The 22385-nt window shown below is 29.1% G+C and carries 16 protein-coding genes; 4 read left to right on the top strand and 12 right to left on the bottom strand.

Going from position 1 to position 22385, the window contains the following annotated elements; all coding sequences use genetic code 11:
* Positions 1 to 410: 410 nt before the first annotated feature.
* From PZA12_RS04400 to PZA12_RS04380, 5 genes are all read right to left on the bottom strand, one after another.
* Positions 411 to 1310: a chemotaxis protein gene (locus tag PZA12_RS04400; protein ID WP_078116066.1), complete on the bottom strand. Its 900-nt coding sequence runs from the start codon at positions 1308 to 1310 to the stop codon at positions 411 to 413.
* Positions 1311 to 1645: 335 nt separating this feature from the next.
* Positions 1646 to 2791, bottom strand: coding sequence for a toxic anion resistance protein (locus tag PZA12_RS04395; RefSeq protein ID WP_078116065.1), 1146 nt, complete (start codon positions 2789 to 2791; stop codon positions 1646 to 1648).
* Between the two features lie 27 nt (positions 2792 to 2818).
* Entirely contained in the window at positions 2819 to 4018 is a 1200-nt protein-coding gene (locus PZA12_RS04390; protein ID WP_103698454.1) for a 5-bromo-4-chloroindolyl phosphate hydrolysis family protein, read from the bottom strand.
* A gap of 361 nt (positions 4019 to 4379) precedes the next feature.
* Positions 4380 to 5216, bottom strand: coding sequence for a PRD domain-containing protein (locus PZA12_RS04385; RefSeq protein ID WP_078116063.1), 837 nt, complete (start codon positions 5214 to 5216; stop codon positions 4380 to 4382).
* A 24-nt stretch (positions 5217 to 5240) separates the two neighbouring features.
* The gene (locus PZA12_RS04380; RefSeq protein ID WP_103698453.1) at positions 5241 to 7379 is read right to left on the bottom strand and encodes a PTS transporter subunit IIABC; all 2139 of its coding nucleotides are present in this window, start codon (positions 7377 to 7379) and stop codon (positions 5241 to 5243) included.
* A gap of 304 nt (positions 7380 to 7683) precedes the next feature.
* Between PZA12_RS04380 and PZA12_RS04375 the strand changes: the two genes are divergently transcribed.
* The gene (locus PZA12_RS04375) at positions 7684 to 8148 is read left to right on the top strand and encodes a GreA/GreB family elongation factor (protein WP_017209479.1); all 465 of its coding nucleotides are present in this window, start codon (positions 7684 to 7686) and stop codon (positions 8146 to 8148) included.
* 188 nt (positions 8149 to 8336) lie between these two features.
* On the opposite strand, the gene PZA12_RS04370 is transcribed toward PZA12_RS04375, so the two are convergent.
* Positions 8337 to 9230 carry a MurR/RpiR family transcriptional regulator gene (locus PZA12_RS04370; protein ID WP_242984842.1) on the bottom strand — a complete coding sequence of 298 codons (894 nt, stop codon included), beginning with the start codon at positions 9228 to 9230 and terminating at the stop codon, positions 8337 to 8339.
* 250 nt (positions 9231 to 9480) lie between these two features.
* Here PZA12_RS04370 and deoC point away from each other — a divergent pair, with 250 nt between their 5' ends.
* Positions 9481 to 10185 (top strand): deoxyribose-phosphate aldolase, encoded by a 705-nt coding sequence (gene deoC, locus PZA12_RS04365; RefSeq protein ID WP_103698451.1) that lies wholly within the window; start codon positions 9481 to 9483, stop codon positions 10183 to 10185.
* A 245-nt stretch (positions 10186 to 10430) separates the two neighbouring features.
* Here deoC and PZA12_RS04360 read toward each other — a convergent pair whose 3' ends face one another.
* From PZA12_RS04360 to PZA12_RS04335, 6 genes are all read right to left on the bottom strand, one after another.
* Positions 10431 to 12125 (bottom strand): WD40/YVTN/BNR-like repeat-containing protein, encoded by a 1695-nt coding sequence (locus PZA12_RS04360; RefSeq protein WP_103698450.1) that lies wholly within the window; start codon positions 12123 to 12125, stop codon positions 10431 to 10433.
* Positions 12126 to 12350: 225 nt separating this feature from the next.
* Entirely contained in the window at positions 12351 to 14786 is a 2436-nt protein-coding gene (locus PZA12_RS04355; protein WP_103698449.1) for a histidine kinase N-terminal 7TM domain-containing diguanylate cyclase, read from the bottom strand.
* A 328-nt stretch (positions 14787 to 15114) separates the two neighbouring features.
* Positions 15115 to 16248 (bottom strand): flagellin lysine-N-methylase, encoded by a 1134-nt coding sequence (gene fliB / locus PZA12_RS04350; protein ID WP_103698448.1) that lies wholly within the window; start codon positions 16246 to 16248, stop codon positions 15115 to 15117.
* A 289-nt stretch (positions 16249 to 16537) separates the two neighbouring features.
* Positions 16538 to 17749: a hypothetical protein gene (locus tag PZA12_RS04345; RefSeq protein WP_103698447.1), complete on the bottom strand. Its 1212-nt coding sequence runs from the start codon at positions 17747 to 17749 to the stop codon at positions 16538 to 16540.
* A 525-nt stretch (positions 17750 to 18274) separates the two neighbouring features.
* Positions 18275 to 18784 carry a QueT transporter family protein gene (locus PZA12_RS04340; RefSeq protein ID WP_077840041.1) on the bottom strand — a complete coding sequence of 170 codons (510 nt, stop codon included), beginning with the start codon at positions 18782 to 18784 and terminating at the stop codon, positions 18275 to 18277.
* 511 nt (positions 18785 to 19295) lie between these two features.
* On the bottom strand, positions 19296 to 19874 hold the full coding sequence (locus PZA12_RS04335) for a TetR/AcrR family transcriptional regulator (RefSeq protein ID WP_011968085.1): 579 nt from the start codon (positions 19872 to 19874) through the stop codon (positions 19296 to 19298).
* A gap of 386 nt (positions 19875 to 20260) precedes the next feature.
* Between PZA12_RS04335 and PZA12_RS04330 the strand changes: the two genes are divergently transcribed.
* Positions 20261 to 20896 (top strand): flavodoxin family protein, encoded by a 636-nt coding sequence (locus tag PZA12_RS04330; RefSeq protein WP_011968084.1) that lies wholly within the window; start codon positions 20261 to 20263, stop codon positions 20894 to 20896.
* Positions 20897 to 21020: 124 nt separating this feature from the next.
* Positions 21021 to 22238, top strand: a complete 1218-nt coding sequence (locus PZA12_RS04325; RefSeq protein WP_103698446.1) for an MFS transporter — start codon at positions 21021 to 21023, stop codon at positions 22236 to 22238.
* Positions 22239 to 22385: the final 147 nt, after the last annotated feature.

Genomic DNA, 22385 nt, shown 5'->3' with positions numbered 1-22385 from the left:
TGTTATTAGCAATTGTACATTACATATTATACAATATTTTCCATATAATAATCAATTGTCATATAATATTTCTCTTCAATTAATCATATATTTATGTTAAATAACAAAATATCAGTTGACTATAGGGCCAAAGATTTTCCTACTCATATGCCTTTTTAAGCGCATGTGAGAAAAATTTCACAGGTGGATATACTGCCTATTTTATTATCTTTATAAAATTTCTCCTTCTTAATCAGCCTTTTCCATATTTTATCTACAAGTTTGAATTCAGATAGATTCCTATAAAATAAAAAGGCATGAATTTTTCACCCATACCTTTAACTATCCTATTAGATTAATTTTAGCAGATCTAAAATTTACTTATTCTAGTTGTGTTTGGCATAATGATAAACACTTTAAATATGCATTTTCTAAACACTTAATAGTTTGTCTATTGTATCAACCAGATCACTTACTTCTGGCTTACTTAGCTGTGCATTTGCTCCTACAGATTCTCCCTTATGTCTTAATTCTTCTGTAATTAATGATGAGAATATTACAACTGGAAGTCTTTTTAATGTTTCATTTTCTTTTATTTTTCTTGTCAATGTGAGCCCATCCATCTGAGGCATTTCTATATCTGTAATAAGTAATTGAGCTTCTTTAATAAAGTTTTCACCTTTATTTCTTGCTAATTCTTCAAAGAAATCTAATGCTTGTTTACCATCATCAAAAATTCTTAAATTCTTAAATCCTGCTTTTGTAAGAGTATCTTTTAGTAACCTTCTAATTAAAGCAGAATCATCAGCCATAACTAATTTTATAGACGATCTATCCTTATAATCTACTTGTATAAGTCTGTCTTCACTTATTCCAACACTTGGACAAATATCTGTAACTATTTTTTCAAAATCAAGCATAATTAATACTTTTCCATTTAAAAGTATATTTCCGACAGCTAATGAGTTTTCTGATAAATCATCAGGTTTTCTTATTTCATCCCATCTTATACGATGAACTCCAACTATATCATCAATATTAAACGAAACCTTTATTTTATTAAACTCACAAACTATAACTTTAGAGCCAAGATTTCCTGCCGATCTTTTTGTTAATATGTATTTTAAATCAATCAAAGTAAGTATTTCATCTCTGCATAGTATGAGGCCAGCTATCTCTGGCTTAGGATCTGGCAATTTAGTTAAGTTTGAAGGCATTTCTATTACCTCTTTAACTTTTACAACATTAATTGCATAATGATTTCCATTTGCGATAAATTCTATTATTTCTAATTCCCCAGTACCCGATTCTAGTAATATGTTATTGTTCATAATATCTCTCCCCCTTACTTAAGATCTTGTAATTGTAGCATTATCTTGCAAAATATATCCTTTCACTTTTTTGTAGTTATCACAGCATTGATCCTATGTTTTATATCGTATTCATAATTATAGCTTATGTATATGTTAAATAAACATATTATTCTATTTATGCCTATACTTTTATTAAATACTTACATCTATTATCGTTACCATATATAACTTCTTTAATTATATCATTTATATATGATAATTTGTAATTAAAAAAACTAAAATTAATACTCACTGTGAAAGATACAAAAAAGTTTTACCTTAAAATAATTAAAACGGAAAACATTATTATTTTTTTATCTTTGTCTCATTTGCAGAAGCCTATCTTTCAATTTACCTTCAATTTCTTGTAATTCGGCTTCAGCAGCTTTACGTTTTTCTCTTCCTTCACTTTGTATTCGTAAAACTTCATCAAGAGTTGATATCAATGATTCATTTGTATTCTTTAGAGTATCAATATCAACAATTCCACGCTCAGATTCTTTAGCTGTCTCAATTGTTGACATCTTTAGTGTTTCTGCATTCTTACGTAACAGCTCATTGGTCATATTTGTAACTTCATTTTGAACCTTAGCCGCATTGTTTGAATGAGCTACTCCAAGAGCTAATACAATTTGACTCTTCCATAGTGGAATAGTATTCACAAGTGTAGATTGTATTTTTTCTGACATTAATGAATCATTATTTTGAACAAGACGAATTTGAGGTGCCATTTGGAGTGAAATCATTCTAGTTAATTCTAAATCATGTATCTTTTTGTCAAAGCGATTGCAAAGAGCTACAAAATCATTTGTCGCCTGAGCATCTTCTGGAAGCCCACTTATTCTAGCTCTTTCTGCTAACTTAGGTAGCTCTTCCTTTTCTAATTTTGAAAGTTTCTTCTTCCCTGCTAAGATATACATGGAAAGTTCTTTAAAATATACTTTATTTATTTCATACATTTTGTCAAGCATAGCAATATCTTTCAAAAGCTGTATTTGATGATTTTCTAGAGCACTACAAATCTTATTTATATTACCTTCAACCTTTTCATACTTTGCTTTCATTTGCGTAATCTTCTCTGCTGATTTCTTAAAAATGCCTAAAAATCCCTTTTTTTCTTCAACAGATTCAAAATTTTTAAGCTCACACACTACATTTGTTAGCATCTCTCCTACTTCGCCTAAATCTTTTGTTTTAACATTATTTAAGGCTGTCTCGGAAAAATCTGCAATCTTCTTTTGAGCTCCTACTCCATATTGAAGAATTGAATTTGTATTATTTACATCTATTTTATCTACAAATTCATTGACCATCTTCTTTTCTTCTTCTGTTAGATAGCTTTCATCAAAAATTTCTTTTTGCTTACTTTCTTCTACCTTAGCAACAGGAACTTCCTCCTCAAAAGGCTCAAATGTTAAGCTTGGCATCATATCTATATTTTCCTTAAATCCATCATTCACTTTTAATTCCTCCTTCTTGTTTAAATACTATTTTTTAAAATCATCTTTTTTAAGTCCTTCTTGAGTAAATAGTGTTTCAAGAACAGAAATATCTGTAGAAATATCTAATGCTATTTCTTCAAATAAGTCATCTAATAAATTTTCAAATGCATTATTTATGGTATCCAAAGTTTTCTCAATTTCATTTTTTGCATTTCTTATATTTTCACCATGAACTGGCTGATCATTCAATTCCTTATATGCATTAAGAAGTTTTAAAGTCATAGGCAGATAGTGCTTTGCAAATCTATCAACTTCTTGAAGCTTTTTAGGATTCTGCTCAACATACTTAAGTATTTGATTTATGATATTCTGGAGCCTATTTAATTTTTTGGAAATTTCTTCTTTATCTATAGAATTAATTATATATCCTATTTGCTTAATATAATCCCTTCCCATTTCAATTGTATTCCTTAGTTCCATCTTCACTGGATCATTGAAGTCTTTTTTTAGTTCCTCTTGTTTTTTTAATTCATCTTCATTCCTTTTCTTCAAAGATTCCTGTGAAGTCAAATAATTCTCATAAACTTCATTATTTAACATGAAATAAGTCTGCTTATCATCAATATGTCCTTGTGGAAACATATTTAATTCAATCATTTTTCTTAAATCTTTAACTACAAATTTATTTTTCTTCCTGACAGCCTCAGCTAATTCACTAATAGAACAATAGCTATTACCTCGTAGCAATTTCACATATTCTTTGAAACGCTTCACTCTCTTTCTTAAATTTATACCTCTTAAAGTAAAAGCTAGACTCGCCGCAAGAAAAGAAAACAATATTCCTAAGCTAATCAAATTACTCATTAAAAATTCATTCTTAAAAGAAATAAGTATTGAGTATGAAATTATTAATATTCCTAATATTCCGCTTAATATAGATCCAAATATTGTATATAATATTCCTGATATGCTTCCAACTGGTCTCTTAGCAATATATCTCTGTATTTTATTTTCAGATTTTGGAACAACATTCGCAATATTTTTATATCTATTTTTTAATTCATCTTTTATCTTTTTATCAAAATACTGTGATTTATTTACAAATTTATTTCTTGTCTCTCTCACAGTTTCTTGAGCTTTATCATCAATATCTTTTTTTATCTTAGCAAAATCTATGACATCGAATGCATTTTTTATTGTATCTCTAATTTGATTTTCTAAATTAGAAAAATCTTTTTTATCCATTCCCCTGCCTCCAAATTATTTTATTAAAACTTAACTTAAAATTAATTTATTTGCAACGATATATTGGCTTTATTATATCTTATTCTTGTATCTATTACAATTTGTAACATCTCTATCTCCCTTTAAAATTCTCATTCTAAGACATAAATATCCATAATTTTTTGTTTTGTTTTTTATAGAAATACAAAATCTACTTCACAGGCTGTATATTTCTAATATCTTCAAAAATTATTCACAGATTTGACTTTATTATAATTCCCCCAAAAAAATAAGCCCCGCGATAAATTATCGTGGAGCTCTAGTTTCAATAAAACGCAACCTTAAATTTTTATAATTCCATTAAAATTATATTATATATATTCTAATCCTCTAATTCATCTGAGAATACCCTTTCAATGTGCATTGCAAGGTATCCTATTTCTACAGCCTTAATCTCTTTTCTTAACTCCTTACCCAATTTCACACATATATCTTCAGCAATTTCGAATGACTTTGGAAATCTTTCACTAATGTAATCATTCATATCAAGTTTTATTGTTTCCCCTTTTAACATTCTTGCCGCCATATACTTGATATGGTTCATAAGACGATTATAGGATAATGATTCTATATCTATTGTCTTTCCTGTACTCTCTTCAATTGACGTAATGCATGACCTAACTAACATTGCTACTTGCATTGCTTGTGATACTTTTTCATTTCCCAGGCTTGAATGAATATGAAGCGCTATATAGCCAATCTCATCTTCATTTATTTCAATTCCTTCTATTTCTTTAATAATATCTTTTCCTTTGCAGGCTACCTCATATTCTTCTGGAAATAAAGCTTTGATGTCTTGTGTTAACGGATTACTAATTTGTTCATTATCTTTTATTCTTTTTACTGCAAATGCAATATGATCTGCAAGTGGGCATAAAATGTTCTCGTCTACTTCCTGAAATTTCTTTTCTGCTTCTACAATAATATTATTCGCAATTTCTAAGATCTGAGGCTCTATATTGTTTATTATCTCCTTGGTCAATCCTCTTTCAGTTTCTTGTTGCAAAAGATATATATGTGCATTTTCTGGAGCTTCAATACGTTCATTAACTTTTTTACCAAAACCTATACCTTTTCCGAGTAATATATACTCTTTATAGTTATCCATATTTATAGCGAGTACACCATTATGATTTAGTGCTTTTATCACTCTAAACATTTTATGCCTCCTCATCCTTATATATTATTCAAATACATCAACTGCAATTAAAGCTTCTCCAGCTTTTATATCTCCAATTTTTAACAAACGCACCTTTTGATTGCTATTCAATGCAGTGCATATGCATGGTGATGCAATAGATGGTGCATTATTTTTTATAAATTCTAAGTCAAAGCTTAATATTTTATCTCCAGCTTGTACTTTATCTCCCTCTTCCACATAAGTTTCAAAGGCTTTTCTATCAAGCTTTACTGTATCTATTCCTATATGAATAAGTAATTCAAGTCCATCAGTTGTTGTTAACCCCAATGCATGTTTTGATGGGAATACAAAACTTATTACTCCATCTGCTGGAGCTATAACATTTCCATCACTTGGAATAACCACAGCTCCATCTCCCATTATCTTGCTCGCAAATACTTCATCTGGTACTTCTGATAAATCTTTTGCTTCGCCTGTTAATGGACTATTTAAAATTATTGTACTTATAACTTTTCCTTGAACGTCTTTTTCAATACCTTTTTTAGTATCTTTTTCTGGTTCTTTTTTTATTATTGTATAACTAGCATTTTCCTTATCTGGTGCTGTAACTAAGTAATCTTCTAAATTTGATTTTATAACAGTTACTTTTGGACCATACATTATCTGAACACCTACACCTTTGTGAAATACTCCTGATGCTCCAGTTTGCTTTAACAAATCCTCATTCACCAATTCGGAGTTATGTACTGTACAACGCAATCTAGTTACACAGCAGTCAACATCAGAAATATTGTTCTTTCCTCCAAGACCTCTGCATATCATAGCAGAAAGTTCGTCTGCATCTTCATTTTGATCATTCTTCTTTGCTTCTACATCACTTCTAGTATAAAGCTTAACCTCACCAGAATCTTCACGACCTGGAGTCTTTAAATCAAGTTTTTTAATTAAGAAAGTGAATAATAAATAGTATACTACAAAATATACAATTCCTACAATAACAATCCACATCCAGCTCGTTTTAGCATTTCCCTGTAAAATACCAAATAAGAATAAATCAATAAATCCACCTGAGAAGGTCATACCAACTCCAACACCTAACATGTGCATTAACATATAAGCAAGTCCCGCAAACACACAATGAATTCCATACAGTACTGGTGCTACAAATAAGAATGTAAATTCAATTGGTTCTGTTATACCAGTAAGCATTGAAGTTAGTGCTGCTGATAATAATAATCCACCCACCGCTTTTCTCTTTTCTGGTTTAGCACATTTATACATAGCTAGTGCTGCTCCTGGCAAACCAAATATCATGAGCGGAAATTTACCTGACATGAACCTTGTTGCAGAAACACTGAAGTGCGCTATTCCTGGAGTTCCTAGTTCTGCAAAAAAAATATTTTGGGCACCTTCAATAACTTTGTCACCTACTTCTGCCGTGCCTCCAACAGCTGTTTGCCAAAATGGTAAATAAAATACGTGATGAAGTCCAAAAGGTATTAGTAGCCGTTCCATTAAACCATAAACCCATGTTCCTGCATAACTTGATGCAAGCACTATATCTCCAACTTTGTAAATAGCACCTTGAACTGGAGGCCAAATATAAAACATTAAGATTCCAACTATTAAATATACAATTGAACTTATAATAGGAACAAATCTAGTTCCACCAAAAAACGATAATACTTGTGGTAATTCAATTTTATAATACTTATTATGTAATGCTGCTGTACCAAGTCCTACGATAATACCACCGAAAACACCCATTTGTAATGAAGTTATACCAAGTACTTCAGTTGATGCACCACTTAAAAGAGCATCTGTTCCACCATGAATTTTAATCATTGCACCAATTGATGCGTGAATTATAAGAAATGCAATTCCTGCTGCTAACGCTGCAACTTCTCTTTCTTTCTTAGACATGCCTATTGCAACCCCTATTGCAAATATTAAAGGCAAATTTTCAAACACAATGTTTCCTGCATCATTCATTACTGAAAAAAGTGAATTAGCAAATGTGCCAGGTCCAATTAAGCCTGTAAGTCCATACGTATCAAGCATTGTTTTATTGGTGAATGACTCACCTATACCTAAAAATAAACCTGCTACTGGTAAAATAGCAATTGGAAGCATAAAAGATCTTCCTACACGTTGCAAAACGCCAAAAACTTTGTCTTTCATAATTCTTCTCCTTCATAGGATTATTTTTGCACATTATGAATGCCTTATCATGCCTTTTGTGTGCAAAAAAACATTAACCAACATAAACATCTTTAATAAATATTTATGTATAGTTAATGCCTACCTACAAGTCACATACTATATCACATTTTTCACTCTAGCATATCTATAACTGCATGTCAATGTTTTCATAAAATATTATCGCGGTCATTTTTATAAAAAATAAAAGGTATTAGTTGTTTAACTTTTCTTCCTATATATTATATAATATTCTCATAATATATTTTAGGAGGTCAGCTTTCTTATGAATAATATTCTAACTGAAGAAAATATTAAAAAGTTAAGAGAAGAATTAGATTATAGGATGACAGTTAAAAGAGCTGAAATAGCAAAAGAGAAATTAGTAGCTGCTGCTCACGGAGATAGATCAGAAAATGCTGAATATAAAGAGGCTTGCAGAAACTATAGAGAAAATGATAATAGAATCCAGTATCTATTAACTATGATTTCAACTGCAACGGTAATAGATGATGATAGTATAGATAAATCAGTACTAGGAATTAATAGCAAAGCTAGAATTAGGTTTGTCGAAGATGATGATGAAGTTGTTGTAACTCTAGTAACAACTATGGATCTCGATCCAGAAAATATGATTATAAGTATTGAATCAGACTTAGGTAAAGCATTATCTGGGAATAAAGCTGGTGATATTGTTGAAGTCAATGCTCCAGGTGAAAAATATTCAGTTGAAATACTCGAAGTACTATAATACCTATTAGAGATTAGTTTTAAATATTCAAATGATGCCATATTTTGAATCCCCTAGCTAAATTGGTGATTAATCAAAATCTTTGCTAAAATATAATCATATAATAGAAAATAGTGCATATAACAAAGAAGCTTTTTCTTTGTTATATGCACTATTTTTACTGATCTAGTTATGCAAATTTATATTTTCTATTTCTTTGAATAATTCTTTTCTTTAAGTAAAAGATTAATTTTTTCAAGGCGTTTAGTATATAAATCATAATCATCTAGCAAAATTCCCATATAAAGCATATCCACAATAGCTAACTGCGATATGCGAGAAACCATTGTCTCACTATAAAATGTAGTTTCTTCACCACCAGTAAAAAATGTTATGTCTGCATATTCAGAAATAGCTGGTGCTTTAAAATTTGTTAATGCAATAGTTCTTGCCCCAGATTCTTTTGCTATTTTTAAAGCATTTACAGTATCTATTGTGCTTCCTGAATGGGATACACCAATGGCAAGATCATTACTTGTTAGATGACTTGCACAGATTTGCTGTATATTGCTATCAGAGTATGCTCTGCACTCTAATCCTATACGTAAAAATTTATTTCTAATATCACTAGCAACACTTCCCGAATTACCCACACCGTAAACATCAATGATATTTGAGCTTCTAATCATTTCTATTGCCTTTTTATATTTATCAATATCAATTATTTTTAAAGTATCTTCCAAAGCCTTTATAGTAAGTCCAATCATTTTTACTGGCACATCTTCTATTTTTCCATCTCTATCAATGTGAAGTTCTACTAGTAATTTGGAATCATACTGCTTATCTACAGATTCCCTTCCCCACTCTTTCATTAATGCCATCTTAAATTCACTATATCCACTACAACCTATACTTTTCACAAAACGTATAATTGTTGGTTCACTAACCCCTACTTGACGAGAAAGCTCAGCTAAAGTCATTGTAGAAACAGAATGCCCGTTTAATAATACATAATCAGCCACTTTTTTTTCAGACGATCTCAGTAGATTATACATATTTTTTATTTTATATTCGTAAGACTCAGTATGGTTCAATTCATCCACATCCTTTGTTTTGCAGTTTTCCTTAAATATATATTACACTAATGTAGTAAAACTACAAATTCAATATTTCTTTAATACTATTCTAAGATAATTCTTTTATATTGTAAATAGTTTTACTACATTATATCAATTGACATTGTAGTAAAACTACATTATAATATATTCAAAAGGAGGAATACCTAAATAATATTCAATACTGCATAATTACTACATTAGAATATTAAATACTAAATAGGTGTTATCGAAAATTATGATACCAACAAAAAAAGCTGCCGAAATGACTATAGAGGAATTAGGATCTTACATTGATCAATCAGTGCTAAAGCCAGAATTTACTTTAGATGAAATTAGAAAGTATATTCAAAAAGGTGTAGATTATAAATGCAAAACAGTTTGTGTCTATCCATCCTCAATAAATATTGCTAAAGAGTTAACAGCTGAAACTCAAACTGGGATATGTGTTGTATGTGATTTTCCTTTTGGTACATCAGCAACATCCTCAAAAATTTTACAAGCAGAAGAATGCTGCAAGCAAGGAATTGATGAGCTTGATATAGTTGCAAATTGTGGCTGGACACGAAGTAATTTGTGGCACTCAGTTGAGGCTGATATAAAAGCTGTCGTTGATGTGTGTCATGATTATGATATTCTTGTAAATGCAATTTTTGAAACTGATGCTCTAACATTAGATCAAATAAAAAAATCTACAGAAGTCGCTATTTCAGCTGGTGTTGATTTTATTAAGACATCAACTAATTTCCTAACAGGATTTGCTAGCAAAGGTGCTACCCCTGAAACCATAAAAATAATAATGGATACTGCGAAGGATCGCTGTAAAATTAAGGCCTCAGGTGCCATAAAGACAAGAGAGCACTTTCTAAAATTGATTGATATGGGAATTGATAGAATTGGGATAGGATATAAATCTACTCCTGTTGTCTTAGGTCTTTCATAATGAAAATAATAAATAGCTCAGTTATCATTGAAACTAAAGCCATAACTCATTATAGAAATATATATAAAATAGGAATGTAATGAATAATTTATATACATATTAATCCATCACATTCCTATTTTATATCTTAAAACCAAATTATCTGGATTTCTAGTTGTCATTAATTATAGGGATTTTTACATTTATTTTTACCAAACTCACTATGCTAAAATTTGGATTACCATATTGGAAAGAAAAACTAAAAATCATTTACTATCAACTTCTTTTACATATTCCCATGTTAACCCTTCATCTTTTGATTCATACAAAGCCTTGCATCCTCCATTATAATCTCCATCAGATCCTTGACCTATTAAAACATTAAGGATTCCATCTTGCTCATAAGGCATATCTGGCAAATCAAAAGGATTATATTTTTCCCCATTATCTAGTGTTACTTTTCTCTCTGGAAAACTTACTTTTTTATAAGATACACCGCCATCCTCGGTACGATACAATTCTCCATTACTGCCACCACTATGAGACAAACATAAAAAACCAAGTTTATCATTCAAAAAACTTATTCCAGCTGCCACTCCTGTTTTCCCTGCAAAAGGATCTTCATTTACAATTTTCCATGTATTTCCCCCATTAATTGTGCTCTTCAAAGAATACGATCTGCTTCCAGCTGCAGCCCCAGTCACTTCTAACCTATAACCAACTTGATCAGACATATAAAATTCATCCTGATTATTTGATTTTTGAGAACTACTTTTATCTTTGTCTTCTTTTAAAGGCGTATGCGCCTTAATGTTATTTAAATCTTCTGTTAGAATATATCTAGCTGGAGTATATATTTTTTCTTTACTAGGTACGAATACTGAAACAGCATAGCCTATTATCTCTGAAGATGCATTTGAAGCTGCTTTTGTGCCCCCTTCTGGATTAATATAAGTAATTCCATCAGTATTATATCCAAAACTTCGATTACCGTAATAAAGAATCCCATATTTATTTTCATTCCATTTGCTCACTGTATCCTTAAGTGGGATAGCTTTCATTGTACTTAGCAATGGCTCTAACAATTTATCTTCATTATAATCAGCATTTACATGTCCATTTAAATATATTGTTATTTTATCTGATTTGTCGCTATTATAACTTATTAAATAACTTTCTAACTTACCCTTATTATCTTTTCCATAAAGATATGTATCAAACAACGTAATTGTTCCATCCGAATTAAAATTTAGATTAAAGTTACTTGAAACATACAATTTATCTGGCATATGAATTTCTTTATTAATGTCTGTGAAAATACCTTCTATTCCATTTTCATATATATTGTTATGTTCGAACTTCACTTTCTTTTTGTTTTTCAAATCACTTAAAAACCATGAAAGTTTTCCATTATAGCTTATTGTATCATTATATATTTTTGCTCCGTAAAATAATGTTGCAGCAGCTATAACTATCATAGCTATATAGATCCATATAGTTTTATAATTTGATTTAAAAATCTTTCCATCATTCAAGCTCTTCTTTATTATGCCTATTTCTTCATCTGTTCTATCTATCATACTTAAAACTAATATGTCTCTATTTCTAAGTGTTATAACAGCATATTTTCTATTTATTCTGAATGACTTTATATCTTGAAAATCTACCTCTAGTTCGTCTTCTTGTAAAACTTTTATATTACTTTCATTAAATTTATATTTTTCTATAATCTGTTGTGGCACACTTATAGGGTTTCTTATACTTCTTATTATTACATATATAAGCCACGCTAAAAGTAATGTTATACATCCAAGAAATATAATAGTGTTATTATGAAATCTTCCAAACCTAGAAATCGTATATAACTCATAAAGCGAAACACAATATATAAATACAAATATTGGGTTAGATATCATTGATAAAAATATTCTTCTTCTTATAATCTGCCTGTATTTTTTCATTTTAACCTCCTTGCTTTTTTATTAGTATATATAAATTATACAGCAAATTCCCAATTATTTGTATTGTTCTACTTTTTATATCTAATTTACAACTTAAATGATCAATATAAAATCTAATTATTATTTAGATTTTTATGAGCGCTATCACTCATTCCCATATTAATCAAAATATAAAAAATTAAAAATGACCAATGATTCACATTTAAAAATCATTGATCATTTTTATTATACACCTATTAATAATGCTCTTTTACTTTTTAGTTTGCGCTTATACTCATACATACGTCTATCAGCGCTCTTTATTAATTCATTAAATTCCATTCCTTCTCTTGGGAAGTTAGCAATACCATAGCTATAACTACAAACAATTTTGTTTCCTTCAAATACTAGTGGACAGTCTCTAAACTTTCTAATCAGTTCTTCCAGCTTATTAGTTAAACTTACTAAATCTGAATTCAAAAAGATTCCTACAAATTCATCTCCACCAAATCTTCCTATAATATCTCCCTCTCCAGCCAAAGCATTTAAGCCTTTTGAAAATTCCTTAATTAATTCGTCCCCAGCCAAGTGGCCATAGTTATCATTAACAAGCTTTAAATCATTTAAGTCAAAAACTACAAGGAAAAATTCTTCTATATTCTTATCTTCATTATAAATTTCACTGTGAATTAATTGTTCAAACCACGTTCTGTTACATACATTAGTTAATTTATCATATCTAGATAAATATAAAGTTCTCTCATGAAGTTTATGATTAGTAATTGCAACAGAAACTTGATTTCTCATGTATTCCATTAATTCCAAATCTCCTTCATTAAAACAATTATTGTAAATACTATCAATATTCAAAAATCCATATAATTCACCATCTATAATAATAGGTGAACTGATAATAGATTTTATTTTTATTCCCTCTGCCGTATCTAGCATTTTTATATTTTCTATTTTATGAATATCATTGAAAATAGTTGTTTTATCTATATTATTTCTCTCATTAGCCCATGCAAAGTGCTCTTCATACTTTAATTCGAATGCTTTAATATCCTCCAAGCTATAGCCTTTAGCCACAGCTATTTTTAAACTTTTATCTTTATCTAGAAGCAATACTGACCCACAACTTCTGCTGTCTATGCAATTAATAACTTCATTCAATATTAATTGTAGTAAATTATTAATATTTGATATCTCGTTAATTGAGTACCCTATTTTCAGCATAGACTCTTTTAATTTTAATAATTTACTTATCTTTTCCTTGCTCTTTTTTTGTTCAGTAGTGTCTATTATAACACCAACTAATCCTTTAACTTTATCATCTTCATTTACAACAACTGATTTATTAAAGATTACATCATGATATGTGCCATCTTTATGTGTAAGTCGTTCTTCATAAGCTTGAGATTGCTTTTCACTCATTATATTCTTATCTGAATTACTATAAACTTCAGCTAGTTCCTTTTCGAAAATATTATAAACGGTACTTCCCAAGAATTCTTCTTTACTCATTCCCAAAAATTCTGTAAATGCTACATTACAATGATTATATACTCCAAATTCATCCTTAGAATATATGGGATTAGGAATAGCATCAATAAGTGTTTGAAGAAATTTTGCATTATCATATACTTTTTTTCTTTGCACTTCAATCTCAGTAATATCAGTTAAAATTAGTATTTTACCAATTATCTTACCATTATTTTCAGATATATTATTAATATTTATCTTATAATATTTTAGCTGTTCTTCATAACTTATGCTCATCAATCTTTCATTACTGAAACCATTCTTTATAACATTTAATAATGTTTCGTGTTTCCTAAATACTTCATCAATCTTGTGTTCTCCTTGACCTATTTCTCTTAACTCTAGAATAATATTTTTGGCTGAATCATTAAAATTTACTATATTATTTTCAGAATCCAATATTATAACACCTTCTAGCATACTGGAAAATACTTTGTTTAACGCTATTGGTGTAAGCTCTAAAAATTTAAATCTTAATATGGCAAAACTATAAATTATTCCTGAAAAAGCAAGCGTAAATGGAGATAAATCAAGAGTAAATGGTAAAAGCTTCGATATATAAATGATATCCGATCCCCACGGAATTACCCATGCAACTATTATAAGCAAAATTTGTTTTCTAATAATTGATGCTGATTTTAAATATGCTGATACAAAAAATATTAACCCTGCAATCATTAGAATGTATGTATAAGCAATATGTATCCAATACCATGGCCCTTCTATTATGCCTACTATTGGAAAAACTCCAGTATCATTCATATATAGTTCTTTATAGAATAGATGATGAAAATCATTCGTACAATTCAGAATAAATGTAATTGAAGGTATTATATATAGTAATGATAGAGTATTCCTTTTAAACTTCTCTTTATACCCTGTAAAGTTAAGTGCAAGCATTAACCAACATACAGCTATAAATGGAATACCTAAGTATTCTATTTTAATCCAGAATTTCACTCCTTCGATGCTTGTACATAATATTTCAAATCCATATCCTAGTGCATAAATTGATACAGGAATCAAAGACATTGAAACATATAATTTATCTTTTTTCCATGAAAAATATCCTATATAAATTAATGTTAACGCAGATAATAATAGTATCAAGCAAAAAAAAATGTTTAACTTCAAAAACATCACCTCATACACTCCATTATACTAAATATATCTTGCAATATTCTACAGTTTTATATTTAAAATAAAACATAATGCCACCTAATTCTAAAATTATGGCATATATATCATTATAAACGTGTTACCAAATTGACACTGGATTATTATGTCTCCTAAAATAATCCAGTGTCAGAATTTCACAAATTCAGTAAAGACTTTGAATCTTATACTAATTTAGACTTTTTGTGATTATAAGTTTAATTATAAAGCATATTAAAGATAAATCCAATGTTCTATATAAATAAGAATGATATCAGTATAAGAAATACTTATTTTTATATTTTTTGTAATATTAAACTAAAGTTATAAAACACAAATATCCAATCTCTAAAATATCATCTCCAAAACCATCCCTAATGAATTCTATCATAGCATCAGTATTATTACCTATTATTCTTGAAAAAGCTACAGTGTAATTCTTTATGTCTTCCTCATCTATTTTATTGCCCATGCAATATTTTAAGAATAAGGAATACCTTAACAATAAATACTCTAATATAATCATTTGGAATGAAATAATCATCTCTTCTATATCATCACTGATACAATTGCTAAAAATTTTAGATATAATGCAATTTTCAATAAAGCTGCTATATCGCTCGAATAAACTTTTATAATCATTCCATTTAGATGAAAGTTTTTTAATTTTAGCATTTTCCGCGAAATTAGCAATATCTTTTAAAAGAATATTGAAAACAGAAACGTCTTTATAATTCTCTATGATATCTAAAAATAGATTATTGACTTCCTCAACGGAGTCATTTGTGTTTATCTTTATTTCCTTATACATGTCAATAATCTCTTTTACATAATTCCTATCCTTATACTTTTCTAATTCTTTTAATAAAACATCTTCTCCAAGATTCTCATTTTCTAAAATAGTCGATAGCATTTGAAAGCTAATAATAAGCTTATCTTCTAGTAAGAATTTTTCTTGCTGTATTATGTTTATGACGGTTTCTCTAACTTTAATTTCTAACGCATTACTTTCTAAATTATTATGACTTTCTGAAGTCATATTTATTTTGCCAGTCTCACTACCTATAAGCTCTAATACTTCTGGACATGAACACGATAATGAAAACTCTCTTCTATCCTTAAAAACATTTTCTATTCTAGGAAACATTTGGCATGTTAAAGATAAATAATTTTCCCCATGATCTTTTACTATATTGCATAATCCATGGCTGTCTAAAAGTGGGCATGCTTCATTTGTTTTCTTATTTATAAAATACTCATCTTTACCTTCACATCTTTTTGCTTTTACATTGCTTAAAATATTATTAGCTTTATCATTTTTCCAATTATTATATGTATTGTCATCTACACTAATATCCCATCCTTCACAACATGTGAATTTACACTTATCAGCTGTGCACCTAAACTTATCGTAGTTTGAAATTTTTAAGGTATCTATTTTATTCATATATATCTCCAATTTTTTATAATATTAACTTAACATTAACCATTATAGTTTAATTCTTTATTCTTAGTATACTATTTATATAAAATATTCACATTTATTTCTCACTTTAAACTATTTCTCTTAAATATAACGCTTTTATAAATAAGATGATCTTACTTTACCATGATATAAAACTCTAAAAATATAATATAAAAAATCCCCTTCACTATTATATCCTCATGTATAATAGTGAAGAGGTTAATTTTTTAATGATTGCTGTTATATTACTTCTGACAAAGTACATTTCACACTAATTTCCTGAATTTGCAGTTGTCCCACCTGCCGATGACTTTGTATCCACATTTTTAGTAGTTCCATCTGTAGATGTTTTCTGATCTGTATTACCATTTGCTCCACTTGTTGATGCTTTTGCATCTGTATTTTCACTTGATGTGCCTGATGGAGGCTTTAAGTTTGTGCTTCCATTTGTTCCACCACTTGTTGATACTTTTGTATCTGTATTACTTTGACTATTTGCATCTGTTGATGTTTTCATATCTGAATTTCCCGATGCTCCACCTGCTTGTGTCTTTGTATCTGGAGTTCCAGTATCTCCATTTTGTGGTGTCTTTGCGCCTGAATCTTTATTTGCTTCATTACCTGAAACTTTTACTGGAGAATTTTTATTTTTTCCACTTGTCGGCGTTTTTTCATTTGCATTTTTAGTCTGTTCACCTTCTGACTGCGATTCACTCGTTGATTCCTTCTGAACTTCAGTTTTTTCATCTGAAGTTTTTGCATTAGTAGACATCTCTTGAAAATATAATGCTCCTAATGCTCCAATGCTTATAATTAAAATGATTGATATAATAGCTATTAGGGCTTTTCTATTGTTATATGAATTTTTATCTCTACCAAATCTCTTACTATTTTCTTTACCAGATATTTTCTTAGCAGTTTGTCCCTTATTTACTGTAGATCTGCGCCCTCTATTAGAAGTTAAAGCATCATCCTTCGTTATATTACAAAGTAAATTTTTTATATTTTTAGGCATGTTAAGTAACGAGGATATTATTCCTCCTTGCTCAATTGATTGTATCTCTTTAAAATTTTCAGGTGATCTAATTGTAACCACAGGCTTTTTATATTCTCCATATTTACTTTCCACATATAATGTAGCTGAAAATTCATCATCTTTACTTAAGAAAGGTATATATACATCTAAAATATTATCTTCTATTGAAGAATCAAATTTCAAACCTTTCGTTATTTGAGCGTCCCCAATTTTCAAATCATTTTGTAACCCTTGTATATTTAAGGTTAACTTATGAATTGTTTTATTTGATATGTTTCTCACAGTAAGAACATATGCACATAATTTTTTGTTGTTTAATTCTAGTGGTACACCCTCTCCTATATTGCATAATATTTTAGGAGCCAGATTTTTATAATACTCTAACAGTAATCCAGATATAAATGATATTATTATAGTTATAATTGCAGTTTCGATAACACTTATCATAGTAATTTTCGCTTCCTTGTTTTTTAAAAATTGTGTAATTAAATTATAGAGTAGGGGGATATTCATGTCAAACTTGAAAATTAATTATAATTTCTCCAATAATTCATATATAGCAGTAAAGATTAATCTATAAATCCATTTAAATTACTATTCATAAATATTCTACATATGCTATATTTATGTTTATTATTGACTCTTTGTTATTAATAAAGTGCTTTTACTTTCAATAATAGATCTATTTTAACAATTGTAATGCACTTTTTTCTAATATAATAATTAAAAGTCCAATAATATGAGCTGCTCCATTTATAGATACAGTTCTTTTATTTTAACTGCTTACTATCATGAAAACACATCATATTACTGGATCTATTTATCCTAAATATTTATTTATCTTCTCTAATATCTATGCTATTTGTTTTAGTAGTCCGTTTTCAAAATTACTGTTTGTAAAAAAAGATATTGCAATAAAAACTCTACTGCAATATCTTTTGATATATACTATTTTGTAAAAAATATTCATTCTTAATTCTTACAAAATAAAGGAAAACTGCTATATTTATTTTGTAAAAGCCTAACAATTGGTACACCAACTATTGTAACAACAACAAACTCACCAATTGCAACTTCTCCGATTGATAATACAAGTGGAAGTTGATAAATATAGTTAAGCATCCATCCAATTATTACTCCATTAAAAATGGTAGGCCAAAGCGATGCTATTACTAATGATGTTTTCTTATTCTTTACAAACCTTTCTGTAATTGAGACAGCATAAACACTAATAAATGTTGCTAAAGTACCAAATATTATATCTGCTAAACCATTAGGTCCAAGAATATTTGCTATAAAACATCCAAGAGTAAGACCTACAATATAAAACGGATCAAAAAATGCCAGTAATACCATTATCTCTGAGACTCTAAATTGTATAGGACCATAGCTTATTGGTGCCAGAACAAGCGTTATAACTGCGTAAAGTGCGGCTATGATAGCTGTTTTAACTAGCCTTTTCACTGTATTATTATTATTCATATAAACTCCTCCATTTTACTAATAATATTTTTAAAGGTAACCTGCTTAATCAACCTTTCCCATAATTTCCGTACCCTCAAAGAACAAAATCTCCACAAATTTTGCTTCAATATATATTCCTAGAAAATAAAAAAATCGCAGGAAAAATCCTACGATAAATATACTCAACAAAAATAAAAGATTCCATTAACACAAATTAATTTAATCTTTACTATTATCAATTATTTAACCGTAGTTTTATTTTAAGTCAGGAGGCTTTCGAACTGACTATATGTTATTTTTTACTCTTATGATTATATCAAATAGATGAACTCACCACAAGCTATGCATTAGCTTTACACTATATATTCTATATTAATTTATTAGATTTATTCTAAGTAAATTAATATAAACTTTCAATAAAATCTATATTTTATATTTCTATGATTTTAATAAAAAACATAATATGTCCGACTAAAGTATCAATAATTTCTGTATTATTAGAATTTTCTTAATCAAATTACCGTCAATGTTAACTTTTAGTTATACCATTAAAGGCGCAAGTGACCATATTCCTTATAAAATTCTCATCTACTATATCACCTGTTATTAATAATCTGTAAAATAATGGACCAAAAACTAAATCCATAACTAATTCTATATCTAAATCCTCTTTTAGTTCTCCCCTTGAAATACCACGTTCTAGAATATATCTTGAATCAAGTCTACGAGGCTTAAAGTATACTGTTCGGTATGTTTCAGCTAATTTTTGATCAGATTGTCCTTCTGCTATTATCTCATTAATTACCTTCCCCTCACGACTAGTTAGAAAATTTGCTAAGTTATTTACTTGAATTATTATATCATCCATAGTTGATCCTGTATCCGGAACTGGGAGTCTCACAACAGCTGCGTCAAAAAAAGCATCCATAACAACAGCCGCCTTATTGGACCACCATTTATAAATAGTAGCTTTACTAACTCCAGCTTTTTCAGCAATCTTTTCAATTGTAACAGATCCAAAACCACTTTCAAGCAATAAATCATAGGCAGCGGAAAGAATTGCATTTTTAGTTTTCTCGCTACGAGGACGTCCTAACTTTTTCTCCATATGTAGTTACCTCCATTGTAATTAACTTATAGCCTATACTTAGTAAACTATACGTCTATTATACTATATATATTATACTTATCAATTCTAACTTATCTCTTTTAAACATTTGACTTAATTGTTAGTGATATTATTCCTCTTGTACCCTTTTAATAGACTTAAAAATAAAATTTTTATTTTAAAAAAAACTATTTACAATACTGAACGTTTAGTATAATATATATTTATAAACTAAACGTTCAGTTTTATCAACCATCTTATTATATTATTAAGAATTTTTAAGATATATGTCGGGAATTATATTTATTAATATTCAATTAAAAACAAATAAGTAATAGATCTTATAAATTTCATCAAATTATATGTATTATGAGGAGGAAAAATAAATGAAAGTTGTAGCATTTAACGGAAGTCCAAATAAAGAAGGTAATACTTATCATGGAATAAAATTGGTTACTGACGAACTAGAAAAGGAAGGAATCGAAACAGAAATAATTCATGTGGGCAACAAGTCTATAAGAGGTTGTATTGCTTGCGGATATTGCACCAAAAATAAAAATGGTAAATGTGCCATTGCTACTGATCCAGTTAACGAGTGGATTGAAAAAATGAAAGATGCTGATGGCATAATCTTAGGGTCACCAGTACACTATTCAGCAATTGCCGGAACAATGAAATCATTTTTAGATAGGGCTTTTCGTGTAGCCGAAGCTACTGATAGTATGTTGAGACTTAAAGTAGGCATTGCAGTAGTCGCAGTAAGACGTGCAGGTGGAATTCCAACCTTCGATCAATTGAACAATTATATTAATCATTCTGAAATGATTATTCCTACTTCAAACTATTGGAATGTAATTAACGGAAGAGCCCCAGGTGAAGTAATGCAAGATGAAGAAGGACAACAAATTATGAGAATCCTAGGCAAGAACATGGCCTGGCTTATGAAGCTTATCGAAAACGGTCAAGGAGTTATAAAAACTCCTGAAAGAGAAGAAAAGATTTTTACTAATTTTATTCGATAAACTTTTATCAAATCTAACCCTCATATAATTGTAGCATTAATATTTATAAGAAATTTTTATTACTTGTAAATTAAACCTTTGCTCAATTATATGTATTATATAATTTTAAGGAAGTGATTTATAAATGTATCAATCAACTAATGCTGTATTAACAACAAATTCATCAATAGATAATACCAATACTAGACCTATATTAACTAAATTACTAATCTTAGTCATGTCAATAGCTTGTGGACTTACAGTCGCAAATCTATATTACATTCAACCTCTTTTAGGAGACATAGCAAAAACTTTTCATGTTGACCAATTAAGTATAGGTTTTGCAGCTATGCTCACACAAATAGGTTATGCAATCGGAATGATATTTATATTGCCTTTAGGAGATATAAAAGAGAAGAGAAACCTAATAGTAATAATGCTTTTATTCTCAGTAATTTCACTTATGAGCATGTTTTTCTCTTCAAATATATATATTCTTACGATCTCTTCTTTTGCCGTTGGGTTTACTTCTATAATCCCTCAACTTATTATTCCTTTGGCAGCACAGCTCTCAAATCCGCAACAAAGAGGACAAACTATTGGCACAATAATGAGCGGTTTATTAATTGGAATATTACTTTCTCGTACAGTTAGTGGCATCTTAGGAAGCTACCTTGGCTGGAGAATAGTTTATCTTATCGCAGCAATTATGATGTTTGCTCTCATGCTTATTCTTAGAAAATTGATACCATTATGCAACCCTATTTCCGACATTAAATATTCTGAGTTATTAAAATCGATGATACACTTAATAAAAACAGAACCAATCTTAAGAGAATCCTCTCTCAATGGTGCATTAATGTTTTCAGCTTTCAGTGCCTTTTGGACATCCCTTATATTTTTACTTGAAAGTTCTCATTACAATATGGGAGCTGAAGCAGCTGGCTTACTTGGATTAGTAGGTGTTAGCGGTGCTCTTGCTGCTCCACTGGTTGGAAAAGTAGCTGATAAAAGAGGTTCAAGATTTGCTATAGGTATATGTATAGTGGTGGTTATAGTTTCCTATTTATTATTTTTCCTATTCGGATTCAAAATTTGGGGATTAGTTTTAGGGATAATCCTTCTAGATTTAGGAGTACAATCTTGTAATGTATCTAATCAGGCAAGAGTACATTCTTTAAATGAAGAAACACGTAATAGACTTAATACTATTTATATGGTTAGCTTTTTTCTTGGCGGGGCGTTTGGATCGTTTTTAGGTTCCTATAGCTATTCTCACTTTGGATGGTATGGGGTATGTACTTTTGGTATAATAACTCAAATACTTGCGCTTATTATACACAAGATTAGCAAAAAAGCATAAAGTTCTATTTTGCATATTTAAATTTTATTGATTAGACTTTTCCTTTTATTCACCTGAGAAATAATCCTGCATTAATATATATGTTGCAATTCACAATGCACATTTCTCAATTCACAATTACGGATAAAATTATTGCAATGCTTTTAG

The sequence above is a fragment of the Clostridium beijerinckii genome (assembly GCF_036699995.1).
In the GTDB taxonomy this organism is placed as follows: domain Bacteria; phylum Bacillota; class Clostridia; order Clostridiales; family Clostridiaceae; genus Clostridium; species Clostridium helianthi.
This window is presented reverse-complemented; position numbering and strand designations above follow the sequence as displayed.

Excerpts from the sequence above, each read along its gene's own strand:
- PZA12_RS04400 (WP_078116066.1), bottom strand. The coding sequence starts at position 1,310 with ATGAACAATAACATATTACTAGAATCGGGTACTGGGGAATTAGAAATA.
- PZA12_RS04390 (WP_103698454.1), bottom strand. The coding sequence starts at position 4,018 with ATGGATAAAAAAGATTTTTCTAATTTAGAAAATCAAATTAGAGATACA.
- PZA12_RS04385 (WP_078116063.1), bottom strand. The coding sequence starts at position 5,216 with ATGTTTAGAGTGATAAAAGCACTAAATCATAATGGTGTACTCGCTATA.
- PZA12_RS04380 (WP_103698453.1), bottom strand. The coding sequence starts at position 7,379 with ATGAAAGACAAAGTTTTTGGCGTTTTGCAACGTGTAGGAAGATCTTTT.
- PZA12_RS04375 (WP_017209479.1), top strand. The coding sequence starts at position 7,684 with ATGAATAATATTCTAACTGAAGAAAATATTAAAAAGTTAAGAGAAGAA.
- deoC (WP_103698451.1), top strand. The coding sequence starts at position 9,481 with ATGATACCAACAAAAAAAGCTGCCGAAATGACTATAGAGGAATTAGGA.
- PZA12_RS04360 (WP_103698450.1), bottom strand. The coding sequence starts at position 12,125 with ATGAAAAAATACAGGCAGATTATAAGAAGAAGAATATTTTTATCAATG.
- PZA12_RS04355 (WP_103698449.1), bottom strand. The coding sequence starts at position 14,786 with ATGTTTTTGAAGTTAAACATTTTTTTTTGCTTGATACTATTATTATCT.
- fliB (WP_103698448.1), bottom strand. The coding sequence starts at position 16,248 with ATGAATAAAATAGATACCTTAAAAATTTCAAACTACGATAAGTTTAGG.
- PZA12_RS04345 (WP_103698447.1), bottom strand. The coding sequence starts at position 17,749 with ATGATAAGTGTTATCGAAACTGCAATTATAACTATAATAATATCATTT.
- PZA12_RS04340 (WP_077840041.1), bottom strand. The coding sequence starts at position 18,784 with ATGAATAATAATAATACAGTGAAAAGGCTAGTTAAAACAGCTATCATA.
- PZA12_RS04335 (WP_011968085.1), bottom strand. The coding sequence starts at position 19,874 with ATGGAGAAAAAGTTAGGACGTCCTCGTAGCGAGAAAACTAAAAATGCA.
- PZA12_RS04330 (WP_011968084.1), top strand. The coding sequence starts at position 20,261 with ATGAAAGTTGTAGCATTTAACGGAAGTCCAAATAAAGAAGGTAATACT.
- PZA12_RS04325 (WP_103698446.1), top strand. The coding sequence starts at position 21,021 with ATGTATCAATCAACTAATGCTGTATTAACAACAAATTCATCAATAGAT.